The sequence below is a fragment of the Microlunatus spumicola genome (assembly GCF_039536445.1).
GTDB classification, from domain to species: Bacteria; Actinomycetota; Actinomycetes; order Propionibacteriales; family Propionibacteriaceae; genus Microlunatus; species Microlunatus spumicola.
The window spans coordinates 1,683,784-1,696,936 of the sequence record NZ_BAAAYR010000001.1; the positions used below are offsets into that span (position 1 = coordinate 1,683,784).

At 73.4% G+C, this 13,153-nt stretch carries 12 protein-coding genes; 8 read left to right on the top strand and 4 right to left on the bottom strand.

Annotated elements, in window-relative coordinates:
* Positions 1-22: 22 nt before the first annotated feature.
* The 3 genes from ABD665_RS07755 to ABD665_RS07765 are packed head-to-tail and all read left to right on the top strand — an operon-like array spanning position 23 to position 2,044.
* Positions 23-532, top strand: coding sequence for a hypothetical protein (locus ABD665_RS07755; RefSeq protein WP_204911489.1), 510 nt, complete (start codon positions 23-25; stop codon positions 530-532).
* Complete coding sequence (locus tag ABD665_RS07760) at positions 529-849, top strand: peptide methionine sulfoxide reductase (RefSeq protein WP_344741688.1); 321 nt, start codon at positions 529-531, stop codon at positions 847-849. The genes ABD665_RS07755 and ABD665_RS07760 overlap by 4 nt, the downstream gene beginning before the upstream one ends.
* Entirely contained in the window at positions 842-2,044 is a 1,203-nt protein-coding gene (locus ABD665_RS07765; RefSeq protein WP_204911488.1) for an MFS transporter, read from the top strand. The genes ABD665_RS07760 and ABD665_RS07765 overlap by 8 nt, the downstream gene beginning before the upstream one ends.
* A 179-nt stretch (positions 2,045-2,223) precedes the next feature.
* Here the strand turns inward: ABD665_RS07765 and ABD665_RS07770 are convergent, their stop codons facing one another.
* Positions 2,224-2,796, bottom strand: coding sequence for a DinB family protein (locus tag ABD665_RS07770; RefSeq protein ID WP_344741691.1), 573 nt, complete (start codon positions 2,794-2,796; stop codon positions 2,224-2,226).
* A gap of 288 nt (positions 2,797-3,084) precedes the next feature.
* Here ABD665_RS07770 and ABD665_RS07775 point away from each other — a divergent pair, with 288 nt between their 5' ends.
* A complete protein-coding gene (locus ABD665_RS07775; protein ID WP_204911487.1) occupies positions 3,085-4,110 on the top strand; it encodes a glycosyltransferase in 1,026 nt (341 codons plus the stop codon).
* Here ABD665_RS07775 and ABD665_RS07780 read toward each other — a convergent pair.
* Positions 4,107-4,742: an arsenate reductase/protein-tyrosine-phosphatase family protein gene (locus ABD665_RS07780; protein WP_204911486.1), complete on the bottom strand. Its 636-nt coding sequence runs from the start codon at positions 4,740-4,742 to the stop codon at positions 4,107-4,109. The two genes, ABD665_RS07775 and ABD665_RS07780, sit on opposite strands and share 4 nt — an antisense overlap.
* Positions 4,739-6,187: a polysaccharide biosynthesis tyrosine autokinase gene (locus ABD665_RS07785; protein ID WP_204911485.1), complete on the bottom strand. Its 1,449-nt coding sequence runs from the start codon at positions 6,185-6,187 to the stop codon at positions 4,739-4,741. The genes ABD665_RS07780 and ABD665_RS07785 overlap by 4 nt, the downstream gene beginning before the upstream one ends.
* A 462-nt stretch (positions 6,188-6,649) precedes the next feature.
* On the opposite strand from ABD665_RS07785, the gene ABD665_RS07790 reads away from it, so the two are divergent.
* From ABD665_RS07790 to ABD665_RS07800, 3 genes are read left to right on the top strand one after another with little or no spacing between them, the layout of a single operon-like run.
* On the top strand, positions 6,650-7,822 hold the full coding sequence (locus ABD665_RS07790; protein ID WP_204911484.1) for a glycosyltransferase: 1,173 nt from the start codon (positions 6,650-6,652) through the stop codon (positions 7,820-7,822).
* Positions 7,823-7,875: 53 nt separating this feature from the next.
* Positions 7,876-8,832, top strand: coding sequence for an NAD-dependent epimerase/dehydratase family protein (locus tag ABD665_RS07795; protein ID WP_204911483.1), 957 nt, complete (start codon positions 7,876-7,878; stop codon positions 8,830-8,832).
* Entirely contained in the window at positions 8,829-9,929 is a 1,101-nt protein-coding gene (locus ABD665_RS07800; protein ID WP_204911482.1) for a glycosyltransferase, read from the top strand. The genes ABD665_RS07795 and ABD665_RS07800 overlap by 4 nt, the downstream gene beginning before the upstream one ends.
* Positions 9,930-10,742: 813 nt before the next feature.
* On the opposite strand, the gene ABD665_RS07805 is transcribed toward ABD665_RS07800, so the two are convergent.
* Positions 10,743-11,783, bottom strand: coding sequence for a glycosyltransferase (locus ABD665_RS07805; RefSeq protein ID WP_204911481.1), 1,041 nt, complete (start codon positions 11,781-11,783; stop codon positions 10,743-10,745).
* A gap of 500 nt (positions 11,784-12,283) precedes the next feature.
* Between ABD665_RS07805 and ABD665_RS07810 the strand changes: the two genes are divergently transcribed.
* A partial coding sequence (locus ABD665_RS07810) for a fibronectin type III domain-containing protein (RefSeq protein ID WP_344741697.1) occupies positions 12,284-13,153 on the top strand: 870 nt, incomplete at its 3' end.

Genomic DNA, 13,153 nt, shown 5'->3' on the forward strand with positions numbered 1-13,153 from the left:
CGCCCTCGCCTAGCGTGTCGGCGTGCACGCGGTGATCGCCTGGTCGGGCTTCCTCGGGGCCTGGCTCCTCGTCGCGGGCCCGCTCTTCCAGGCCGCCGTCGAGCTCGACGCGCAGGAGGACCGGCGCGGGGGCCTGACCCGCGTGGCCCGGCAGACGGGACGGCCGCGGCTCTCGCCCTGGTGGTGGCTCCTGCCGCCGGTCGCGTACGTGCTGCAGCGCCGTCGCCAGCGTCAGGTCCGCCAGCAGCTGTTCGACGCGCTGACCCCGGAGGAGCTCGAGGGCTTCGTCGAGTTCACGAGCGTGGCGACGGGCTGGGCCCTGGTCGCCGCCGGGGCGTTCTTCATCGCGGTGAAGGAGACGTACGAGGTGGCCGAGCTCTACGAGTGGCCGATCGGGGTCTTCGTCGGGCTGCTCGTCGTCATGCTCGCGGCCTGCGCCGCCAACACGGTCGTCCGGGTCCGCGGGGCCCACGACCTCCTCGAGACCAAGGCCGCGAACCGCAGCCCGTCCGCGACGACGGAACCGTCGTGACGGACGCCGAGGGCACCGGGACGGACCGCTCCGAGGACACCGCGAGCGGCGACGTCGCGCCCGAGGAGCTCCACGCCCTCGTCGAACGGGTCCCGCTCGGCTGGACCGAGGTGGCGTACGCGGGCCGGACGTGGGGGCTCACGCGCGCCGACCACGCGGGCGGGGGCACGACCACGCTCTACGCCGAGGAGCTCGGCGGGACGTCGGCGGTCAGCGCGAACGTCTGGCGCACCAGCGGCGGCGACGTCCTGCGGCCCTGCGAGATGCCGGCCGCGGTCGTCGTCGACTTCCTGCGCGGCTGGGAGCCGGGTGCCTGAGGTGGGCGCCGACGCGCGCGCCGGGCGGGCCTGGCTCGGGGTCGCGCCGGCCATGTTCATGGTCGCGTGGGGCGGCAACCACTTCTCCCCGCTGCTGCTGCTCTACCGGCAGGTCGAGGGCTACTCCGCGGTCCAGGTGGACCTCTTCTTCGCGTTCTACGTCCTGGGGCTCGCGCCGGGCTTCCTGCTGACGGGGCCCGTGTCGGACCGCGTCGGCCGGCGCCCGCTCGTCGTCGCCGCGCTCGTGCTGAGCGTCGTCGGCAGCGTGGTCCTCGGCCTGGGCAGCGCCAGCCCGTTCGCGCTCTGCGCCGGACGCTTCGTCAGCGGCGTGAGCGTCGCGGTCGCCATGGTCGCCGGGACCACGTGGGTCAAGGAGCTGTCGGCCGCCGCCGCCCCGGGCGTCCGGGCGCGCCGGGCGGCCCTGACGCTCACCGTCGGGTTCGGTCTCGGTGCGGCCGTCGCCGGGGGCCTGGCCCAGTGGGGCCCGGCGCCGACCCTGCTGCCGTACGGCGTCCAGCTGGTGCTCGCGCTGCTCGCCGCGGTACCGCTCGCGCGGAGCCCGGAGACGCGCCCGGCCGGTGCGATACCGCGGCACCCGTTCCGCGAGGAGCTGTCGCTGCCCCCGCAGAGCCGCGCGCGCTTCCGGCGCGTCGTGGTGCCGATGGCGCCCTGGGTCTTCGGGGCGCCGGCGCTCGCCTTCGTGGTGGGCCCCGCCCTGGTGGCCGACCGCACCGGCTCCTACCGGATCGCGTACGCCGCCCTGGCCGCCGTCGTCACCCTGGCCTGCGGTGCCGGGGTCCAGCCCTTCGTGCCCCGCCTCGCGCGCCTCGTCGGCGGCCGGCAGGCGGTGCTCGGCCTGCTCCTGACCGCGGTCGCGACCCTGCTGCTCGCCGTGGACGTGCAGCTCCGCTCGGTCACGCTGGCCCTGGTCGCCGCCGCGCTCCTCGGGACGGCGTACGGGATCTGCATCCTCACCGGGCTGGTCGAGACGCAGGCGCTCGCCGACCCGGAACGGCTGGCCGCACCGACCGGGGTCTACTACTCCCTCATCTACGTCGGCTTCCTGCTCCCGGTGGTGCTCTCCGAGCTGACCCGCGTCGCCCCCGAGCCCGTGCTGCTCGTCGTCGTCGCGGCGGTGTGCGCGGGCTGCGCGGTCGTGGTCGCGCGCGGTTTGCGGACCACCCACCCGGCCTGAGCCGCGGGGTCGCGGAACGACGGCCGGGCGCTCAGCCGCAGGGGACGGGCAGCGGACGCGGCGTGGTCCGGGCGGCGAGCCGGTGTTCCACGAGCCCCTCGAGACCGAGGCCGGCGGGGGCTACGGGGCGCGCCGGGCCGCCTGAACCCTGCGCCGCTCCGCGCCGCTGCCCACAGCGCTCACTGGCCCACCCGGCCGTCGATGCACTCCCGGAGCAGGTCGGCGTGGCCGCAGTGCCGGGCGTACTCCTCCACGAGGTGCACGAGCACCTCGCGCAGGGCGATCGGCTGGTCCGGGTCGAGCGAGACGGTGCCCAGGTCGGGGGTCGCCGCGACGAAGGCGTCCGTGTCGGCGCACGCCTGCTCCCACCGGCGCCACGCGTCCGCGACGACCTCCGGGTCGCCCACGGCGCCGTGGAAGTCGCCGTCGCGGTCCTCGGGGGTGCTGTACGGCCGCTCGACCCGCTCGCCGCGCATCGTGCGCACGGTCCAGAGCAGCTCCACCTCCCCGAGGTGCCGGACCAGGCCGAGCAGGGACATCGTCGAGGGCGGCACCGAGCGCCGGGCCAGCTGCTCCGGCGTCAGGCCGTCGCACTTCATCCGCAGGGTGTGGCGGTACACCCGCAGGTAGTCGAGGAGGGTGTCGCGCTCCCCCTCGAGCGGGGCACCGGTGTCGCGCGGATCGTCGGCCGGGTCGACCCACATGTCGGCGTACGTGGTCGCCTGGGACCACCGCTCGGGCTGCGTCGTCACCCGGCGATCCTGGTCCGGCCGCGCACCGGTGTCGAGGACGAAACGCCTGGGCACCGACTTTGTCAGACCTTGAGATTGAGATCACAGGGAACTGAATCTTCCCGGGCTTGGCGCTCAGGGTGCCGCCTCCGGTACTGTACGAAGCGGCTGGGGGGGTCACGAAAAAGGCGTCCACTGCCCGGGGGGCTGAGGGACCAAGTCCGGCACCGCACCAGCGGTGCCCCGACGGAAGGCTCTATGAGCGCGTTGTCCGTGCCTCTGCGCCGCTTTGCGGACACGCACGAGCCGATGCCCCTGACCGGGTCGGCCTCCTCCCCCGCCAGCATGCTCGACGAGATCCCTCGTGGTGCGAAGGTCCTCTGGGTGACCTCCACCGGTGGCCACCTCGCCGAGCTCAACCTGATCGCCGAGCGCATCCAGCCGTCCGCCGGATCGCGCTGGGTCACCTTCGAGACGGCCCAGAGCATCGACGCGCTCCAGGACCGCCCTCACCTGTTCGTCGACTACGTGTCGCCGCGTGACGTCCGGGCCGCCGTGCGCGCCGCCCGCAAGGTGCTGCCGCTGCTGCGCCGCGAGCGCTTCGACGCCTGCGTGAGCACCGGCGCCGGCGTCGCCGCGACGATCCTGCCGCTGGCGGCCTGGACCGGCATCCCCACGTACTACGTCGAGAGCCTCGCCCGCCCGCACGGCCCGTCCACCACCGGTCGGATCCTGGCCCACGTGCCCCGGGTCCGCACCGCCACGCAGTACGCCTCCTGGGCGGACTCGCGGTGGTCGTACGCCGGCAGCATCCTCCAGGACTGGAGCGTCGAGCAGGGCCCGGTGAAGGAGGGTCCGCTCAAGATCCTCGTCACCCTGGGCACGATCGCGCCCTACCGCTTCGACCGCGCCGTCGACGCCGTGCTCTCCATGCTCGGCCCGCAGGACGAGGTCGTCTGGCAGCTCGGCTCCACGACCCGCACCGACCTGCCCGGCGAGGTCCACGACCAGGTGAGCGTCGAGCGTCTGACCGCGCTGTCGAGCGCCGCGGACGTCGTCGTCGCCCACAGCGGCGTCGGGTCGGTCCTGCAGCAGTTCAGCCTGGGCAAGAGCCCGGTGCTGGCGGTGCGCCGCTCCGCCCACCAGGAGCACGTGGACGACCACCAGACCGGTCTGGCTGAGACGCTGTCCGCCCACGGGCTCGCCGGCGTCCTCGACCTGGACCGGCCGTCGCGTCAGCTGCTGCTCGAGGCCGCGTCCCGCACGGTCGTCCCGCCGCCCTCGTTCTGCTCGGACCTCGAGCTCGAGCCCGGAGCCACGGCCGACCGGTCCTAGACCGACCCGTCCCCGGCGGTCGCGAGGCCGTCGGGGGCGAGCACCCCGACCACCCGCGCCACGGCGTCGGTGATCGCCTCGTAGGCCCGCGCGTACGCCGCCTCGTCCCGCCCGTAGGGGTCCGCGATGTCGTCGACCCGCGGGTCGGTGACGAAGCGACGCTGGGCGGCCGCCGCGGGCAGCGCCCGCCGCAGCCTCTCCCCGAGCGTCCCCGACCCCGGGTCCCCCAGGGCCTCCGGGTCCACGTCCCCGAGCAGCCGCGCGAGCTCGCGCAGCGTGAAGGCGCGCTTCACGGCGGCGGGCGCAAGGGCGACCGTGGCGCCGCGCTGGCGCCGGCTCATGGTCAGCACGAGGTCCGCGGCCCTGACCTGGTCCGGCCGCAGCTGCCGGGCACGGAACCCGTCCAGCCCGGCCGCCCGCTCCCCCAGGAACGCCGTCATCGCGGGCTCCGCCGGAGCGCCGACGACCGCGCGGGTCCCGGCCGAGGTCACCTCGACGTCAGGACCCAGCGCGGCCGCCAGGAGCAGGGCCGCCACGGGCGACCGGCAGATGTTGCCCTCGCACACGACGAGGACGCGGAAGGGGCCGTCGCCGGCCCCTCCCGTCGTGCTCTGCTGATGCTGCGTGGTCACCCGCGGGCGGCGGGCTCGATCTCCTTGTCCGCGTCGCGGGGGAGCTTGCCCTCGGCGCGGCGCGGCGGCTTCGGGGCGACCGTGGCCTGGTCGGAGCGCTGCATGTAGGTGTAGCCGTACTCGTACGGGCCGAAGTTGTGCGGTGCGACCTTGTTGAGCACGATGCCGGCGACGTTGACGCCGGCGGTGGTGAGCGACTCGAGCGCCCCGCGGAGCTGCGAGCGGTGGAGCCGGTCGGCGCCGACCACGACGAGCGTGGTCCCGGCCAGGCGGCCGAGGATCGCGCCGTCGGTGACGGGCAGCAGCGGCGGGCTGTCCAGGATGACCATGTCGAAGCGCTCGGTGAGCTGGTCGAGCAGGTCGGCCATGGCGCCCGAGCCGAGCAGCTCGCTCGGGTTCGGGGGGACCTGGCCGGAGGGCAGCACGCGCAGCGAGCTGTCGCCCCAGGGCTGCAGGACGTCGTCGAGCGAGGCCTCGCCGATGAGGACGGTGGTCAGGCCCACCGAACCCTCGATGCCGACGTAGCGGGCGATGCTCGGGCGGCGCAGGTCGGCGTCGACGAGGACGACGTTCAGGCCCGCGTCGGACAGCGAGGCGGCCAGGTTGAGCGCCGCGGTCGACTTGCCCTCGCCCGGGATCGACGAGGTGACGACGACGGAGCGCGAGTGCTCGGCCGCCTCGACGAACTGCAGGTTGGTGCGCAGGCGACGGACCGCCTCGGAGCGGACGCTCAGCGGGTCGTCGCGGATGACGACCGGGTGGGCCGCCGCGTCGGAGTCGAAGGGCACGACGCCCAGGACCGGGACGCTGGTGACCTGCTCGAGGTCGACCTCGTTGCGGACCTTGGTGTCCAGCAGGCGGCGCAGGATCGCGACGGCGACACCGAGCAGCAGGCCGAGGATCAGGCCGGCGGCCAGGTTGCGCAGGATGTTCGGCGACGAGGGGTCGCTGGGCACCTGGGCCGGCGCGAGGATCGTGGCCTTCACGGACTGCGAGCCGTCCTGGCGCCGCGGCGACAGGTCGCTGGTCACCGAGGAGAGCCGCTGGCCGACCGCGTTGGCGATCTGCGCGGAACGGTTGGCGTCCGAGTCGGTGACCGTGACCTGGATGATCACGGTGTCGGTGGGCGCGAAGGCCGAGACCTTCGTCGCGAGCTGCGCGGGCGTCTGCTGCAGGCCCAGCTGGTCGATGACCGGCTGCAGGACCAGCGGCGAGGTCGCGACCTGCGCGTACGAGGTCAGCTGCGCCTCGGCGAAGGTCGAGCCCTGCGCGAGGTCGCTGCCGGACTGGGCGCCCTGCACACCGAAGAAGAGACGGGTCGACGCGGTGTACTTGGGCGTCAGGGCGAAGGTGATCGCCGCCGTCACGGCCAGGGTGGCGAGCGTGATGACCAGGATGCTGATCCACCGCCGCTGCAGGACCTTGAGGTAGCCGCGCAAATCCATACGTAGAAGCCTTTCGTGGGCACCAGGGGATGGTGTCGGGCGAAAGTCTGTCACAGCCGCACCCCCACGAGGGCCGTCTCGGAGGCACGGGCGGTGGCCGACGTATACACCTAGGCCCCGGCCCCGCGTCCGGAGGGCCGTCCCGCCCGGGTACGCGTGACCGATCTCTCAACTTCGCCGGCATCCGTGCCACGTGGTTAAATCCTGCCGGGAGTGGTGTCCGGCGCGACCAGCGCGCCGGCCTCGTCGACGAGGTGCCACGCCGGTCCCGCCGAGAGGCACGGACGTCCGCGCGAGCGCTCGTCGTCCGTCCCCGTCGGCACCGAGCACGACCGGCAGCAACCCCAGCTCAGCCCTCACCACCCCCGAGCGCGGACCGCGTACGAGGCGCCGGCAGGATCAGCGGCGCCGGACGTCGGCCGCACGACCGTCACGCGAACGACCGTGACCGAAAGGACGAGCGTGCCCGACCCTTCGGCACCCCCCGCCCACGTCGACCGCCTGATCGTCCACCAGTTCGACCCCGCGCGCTCGTCGCCCGGCGGCATCGACACGTGCCTGCGCGGCATGTGCCGCTACCTGCCCGAGGGTCTCGACGTCGCCGTGGTCGGCGTGGACACCGGCATCGGCCACCCCGGCCGCGTGCTCGGTCGCTGGGAGCGCCACGACCTCGGCGACGGGCGTCCCTTCTGGTTCCTCCCGGTCGCCGCGCTCGACCCGGCCGACGGCTCGCGCCGCGTCCCGCACTCGCTGCGGCTGATGGCCGGCGCCGCCCGGTTCCGCGGCAAGCTCCCGGTCGCGGACATCGTGCAGGTGCACGGGCTGAACTCGGCCATCGCGCTGCGCGCGCTGCTCCGCCGCCCGCAGGCCTACTTCATCCACACGCAGGAGCAGGGCCTCACGGGCCGGACCTCGGACTCCTTCTGGCGCTTCGCCGGCGACGCCCACGGCGCGCTCGAGCGGCGCACGGTGGGCGCGGCCAAGGACGTCGTCGTGTTCAACGAGGAGTACTCCGGGGTCGTCCGCACCTGGAACCCCCGCGCCCGCTTCTCCCCCACGTGGTTCGACCCGGCGCTCATCACGAACCTGCCCGACGACCAGCGCGACCCGCACCAGGTGATCTGGGTCGGTCGGCTGGAGGTGCCGAAGGACCCGGCGCTGGCGGTCTCCGCCTTCACCGCGCTCGTCGACGCCGACCCCGAGGAGCCCTGGAAGCTCGACCTCCTCGGCCAGGGCACCCTGCTGGAGCAGGTGCGCGCCCAGGTCGACGCGCTGCACCCGAGCATCGCCGGCCGCATCACCGTCGCCGGCCGGGTCGCCCCGGCCGAGGTCGCGCAGCGGATGGGTTCCGCGGGCGTCTTCCTGATGACGTCGCACCCGGGCTACGAGGGCTACCCCCGCGTGCTCGTCGAGGCGATGGCGTCCGGGCTGCCCTCGGTCGTCACGGACGGCTCCGACACCGGCGGCCTCGTGGTCGACGGCCGTACGGGCTTCGTCTGCGACCGCGACCCCGCCGAGCTCGCCGGCCGGGTCCGCGAGGCGGCCGGCCTCGACCGCGACCAGGTGCGCGCGGCCGTCGAGGACAAGAGCGCCCCGGTGCTCATCGAACGCATCTACGACGTCACGGTCGCCTGACCCGTACGTCCTGCACCACCCACGCCCCCGCAGTCTGAAGTGAGGAACCCCCGATGAGAGCACTCGTGACCGGCGTCGCCGGTTTCGTGGGCAGCACCCTGGCCAAGCAGCTCCTGAGCGAAGGCCACGAGGTCGTCGGCATCGACGTCCTGACCGACTACTACGAGGTCTCGATCAAGCGCGGCAACCTCGCGTCGATCCCGGAGACCGGCTTCACCTTCGTCCAGGCCGACCTCAACACCGTCGACCTGGCCGGCCTGCTCGCCGACATCGACTGGGTCTTCCACCAGGCGGGCCAGCCGGGCGTGCGGATGTCGTGGGGCAAGGACTTCGCCGTCTACGTCCGGCAGAACATCGAGGCCACCCAGCGCCTGCTCGAGGCGGCCAAGGACGCCCCGCGGCTCAAGCGGCTCGTCTACGCCTCGTCCTCGTCGATCTACGGCAACGCGGAGCGCTACCCCACGTCCGAGGACGACCGCCCGCAGCCGGTGAGCCCGTACGGCGTCACCAAGCTCGCGGCGGAGCACCTCTGCTCGCTGTACGCCTCGAACTTCGGCGTCCCGACGGTCTCGCTGCGCTACTTCACGGTCTACGGCCCGGGCCAGCGCACGGACATGGCGTTCACGCGGTTCGTCCGCGCCGCCGTGCTCGACGAGCTCATCTCGATCTACGGCACCGGCGAGCAGATCCGGGACTTCACCTACGTCGAGGACGTCGTCGCGGCGAACATCGCGGCCGCCTCGACCGACGGCGTCCCGCCCGGCACCGTGCTGAACGTGGCCGGCGGCTCCAACGTCTCGGTGCTCGACACCCTGCGGATCATCTCCGACCTCAACGGCAAGCCGCTGCGGGTGGAGCACACCGAGTCGGTCAAGGGCGACGTGTTCCGGACCGGCGGCGACACCGCCAAGATCGCGCGGGTGCTCGGCTGGAAGCCGACCGTGACGATCGAGGAGGGCCTCGCGCGCCACCTGGACTGGGCGAAGAAGACGTTCGGCCCCCAGGCATGACGGTCACGCCCGAGGGCGGCCTGCGCGTCGGCATCCTGCTGCCGAGCCTGAGCGGCGGCGGCGCCGAGTTCGTCGCCGTCCAGTGGGCAGAGCACCTGGCCCGCAACGGTCACCACCCCACGTTGCTGACGACCCACGAGCCCGACGCCACGCACCCCGACGTGCCCGTCGTCGCGCTGACCGCGTCGTCGTTCCCGGCCCGGGTGCGCGCGCTGCGCAGCCACGTGTCCGGCGCCGGCTACGACGTCCTCATGGGCCTCATGCCGCACTGGAACCTGCTGGTCCTGATGGCGACCCGCGGCCTGTCCGGTGCGCCGAGGACGATCATCAGCGGCCGCAACGTGGAGGCCCCGCTGCGGCGCATCCACGGCCTGTCCTACAAGGTCGAGCTGGGGCTGGCGCACCGCCTCTACCGCCACGCGGACGCCTACGTGGCGATCTCGCACCCGGTGGCCGCCGAGGCCGCCGGCACGTACGGGCTGGACCCCGACCGGGTCTGGGTCGTGCCGAACCCCGCGACCGGCAAGGACCCGGCACGCTCCGCGGCCGCCCGCGAGGCCGCCGGTCCGGGCGACGCCGGCAGCGTCACGCTGACCATCCCGGCCCGACTGGTTCCGCAGAAACGGCCGCTGCTCGCGATCGAGACCGCCGCCCTGCTGCGCGAGCGCGACGGCCTGGACGCCAAGGTCGACTTCTTCGGCAAGGGCCCGCTCGAGGCCGAGGTGCGCAGCACCGCGGAGCGCCTGGGCGTCCCGGTGACGTTCCGGGGGTGGGTCACGAGCTGGTTCGACGAGGCCGAGCCCGACGCGGTCGTGCTGCTCACCTCCGCGGCCGAAGGCTTCGCGAACGTCCTCGTCGAGGCCGCCGCCGCCGGGATCCCGAGCGTGGCCTCCTCGCGCGCCCTCGGCGTCGCCGACGCGATCGTCCCGCACGTGACGGGCGAGTTCGCGATCGGCTCCGAGCCCGCCGACTACGCCGACGCGATCCTCCGCGCCCGGAGCCTCGCCCCCGTCTCCGCCCCCGCGTGGCTCGAGCGGTTCTCCCCCGGCGAGAGCGGCGCCGCCCTCCTGCACGTCCTGAGGCACATCACCCGCTAGCTCGTCCGCGGATTCACAGACAGAGGCGCAGGAGAGGGCTGCGCACGCGAGTGCGCACCCCGTCCCCAGGTCGGCGTCGAGTGGCGCCACCCGGCACGCGTACGCGGCGTGTCGCGCGTCCAGTGGCGCCACCGGTCACACACCGCGCCGAGCGGTACCCCATCCCGGTCGACAGGGTCCGTGAACCGGGAACACGTACCGCTCGCGACACGGGGAGCGTGCTTGTTCGTTGGTGTCCTCTTGTCTGTCAGCTCGTGCCTGGTGGCGCCAGGGGACACGCGTACGAGGTCGTCGCGTGACTTGTGGCACGACCGGTCACACACCATGCCGACCGGTACCCCATCCCGCTCCCCCGACCCCGCCAACCGGGAACACGTACCGCTCGCGCCGACGAGCTCACTCGCGTGGCACGCACTCGCTCGTTGGTGCGCTCTTGTCGGTCAACTCAAACAACCGCGCGAGTGGCGCCAACGGGCACGCGTACGAGGCGTGTCGCGCGCCGAGTGGCGCCACCGGTCACCCAAACCCTCGACCGGTACCCCATCCCGGTCACCAGACCCCGCGAACCGGGAACACGTACCGCTCGCGCCGACGAGCTCACTCGCGAAGCACCCACTCGCTCGTTGGTGCGCTCTTGTCGGTCAACTCGAACAACCGCGCGAGTGGCGCCAACCGTCACGCGTACGCGGCGTGTCGCTCGTCGAGTGGCGCCACTCGACGCGCGGCTGGGGAGGGAGGGCGCGCAGCCAGGGCACGTGTCCTCCCTTGCTGAGCCTTGTCCTCGTCCTGGTTCTCCGGCGGGGAGCCGCAGCCTCAGGCCCCCTGAACCAGCTTTCTCGCGATCCCGTACAGGCGCTCCCCGTAGGCCTGGGGGGAGAAGCGTTCGGCGACGTCGGCCTGCGCGGCCTCGCCGAGGCGGGCGCGGAGGTCGGCGTCGCTGACGGCCGCGTTGATCGCGTCGGCGAGCGCGGCCGGGTCGTCGGCGGGGGGCACGAGGCCGGTGACGTCGGGCCGGACGTGGTCGAGCACGCCGGGCGCCTCCGGAACCACCACGGTCTGGCCGAGCCCCATGGCGCCGAGGTAGGTCTTCTGGCCGCCGCTGCGGAGCGCGTCGGGGACGAGCGGGACGACCGCGACGGCCGTGCTCACCGCGAGCCGGAGGAACTCCTCCCCCGACACCGGGCCGGCGATCACGTTCGCGGGAAGCCGGTCGGGCACGGGGAGCCGGGTGGCGATGCGTACGGTCCCCCGCACGGCCTCGGCCGCCTCGAGCAGGGGTCGGTAGTCGCGCAAGGAGTCCCCGCCCGCGAACACCAGCGCGTCGGTCCCCTCCCCGGCCCCGGCACCCGCTGCGGGGAGGGCGTCGCGCGCCGCCTGCAGCGCACCGAGGTTGCTGGCCCAGTAGGGCGTGACGTGCACGTTCGCGGGGTCGATGCCCCAGAAGCCCGGGAAGGCGCGACCCTCCTCGCTCGACAGCACGCAGCAGTGGATGTTCGGGGCGCGGAGCCGTCCGATGGCGAGCTTCGTAGTTCGCCGGAGGTGCCGGGCGGGGCGGTCGACGGCGACGGGGCGCTCGGCGCGCAGCAGGCGGTCGAAGGCCCGGCTCCCCGGTTCCCACGTGCAGTCGGCGAGGACGACGGGACGGTCGGGGTACCTCGACGCGAACGTGCGGGCCGCGATCAGCTGGTCGTAGCGGGTGCCGATCGAGACCGAGCCGCTGAGCACCACGGCGTCGGCGTCCTTGGCGCGCTCCAGCCAGGCCGACAGCCGGCCGCGGAGCGAGCGTCCGCCGGACGCCATCCGGTGGTGGACGACGTCGTCGCCCGGCACCGTCGAGGTGCTGAGGATCTGCATGGGGTCCCGTCCGTCGTGGGCGGCCGGCCCGGGCCCGTGCACCCGGCCCGCGCGCCGGCCCTGGCGCGCTGACGATACCGAACCGGCGTGGTCGGGGCGACTCGTCGACCCGTCCCTCAGCCGACCATGCCTTCTGAACGTCGATCCCCAGGCTTCGGGCCCAGATGTCGCCCGCGTGGGTCTTGACGGCTGAGAATGTCCGTGGAGACCATTCTGAGAACGGTTGAGAAAAACCCCGTCTAAGGCCCGCTGGCACCGGTGTCCCTGAGGACTTCCGGGAAAGCCTGAAGAATTCTTCAGACATGAGCGCGCCTTTGAACCTGAGCCGCGGGCTCATTCCTGAATTCTAGAAAATTCAGCCAATCCGCTCGACCGCTCCTGCCTACGATCTGCGTGCTGGCTAGGAAAGCCCCTCCGGAAGGGGGCGGAACGAGCCCTCGGGGGAACGTCATCTCGGTCATGAGCCGATCCATCGGCTCGGTCTTCGAAAGGCCCCCCTCATGCGCTCCGCTTCTGTTGGCCTGCCCTCCATCGCCGCCGGTGCACGGATCGCGTGCACGAGCACCGTCGCCGCGTTCGCCGTGGTGGCCGGCGTGCTGGTTCCCGTCCAGGCCCAGGCGGCGGACACCGGGGTGCTTCCCGGCCGGTACGAGAACACCGCGCCGGCGATCGCCTACACCGGGGCCTGGACCACCGCGACGTCGTCCTCCGACTCGGCGGGTTCCTACGCCACCCTGAACGCCGACGGCTCGGCGTCCATCTCCTTCTCAGGCACCGGCCTCACCTGGTCGACGCGGGTGAACAACTTCTCCGGCATCGCCGACGTCTACATCGACGGGGTCAAGAAGGCGAGCGTCGACCTCTACTCCGCGACCAGCAAGACCAAGCAGGCGGTCTACTCCGTGACCGGGCTCGCCGACGGGACCCACACGCTGAAGATCGTGCGGACCGGCACCAAGAACGACAGCTCCACCGGCCGGAACGTCACCATCGACTACCTCGACGTCGTGGACGGCAACGCCCCCTCGGTCCCGACCGGCGTCGCCGCGGCCAAGGAGGCCACCGGCGCCCGGGTCACCTGGACCGCGAGCCCGGAGGCGGACGTCGACGGCTACAACGTCTACCGCGCCACCGGCTCGGGCGCCTACAGCAAGATCACCACCGACGAGGTGACCGGGACCGGCTACCTGGACGACGGCCTCACGGTCGGCACCGCCTACAGCTACCAGGTCAGCGCCGTCGACCGTGCCGGCAACGAGTCGGCCCGCAGCACCGCCGTCACCTACACCCCGGCCGCGCCGGTCCCGACGCCCACCCCGACGCCGACCCCGACCCCGACCGCCAGCCCCACCCCAACACCGACGGCAACG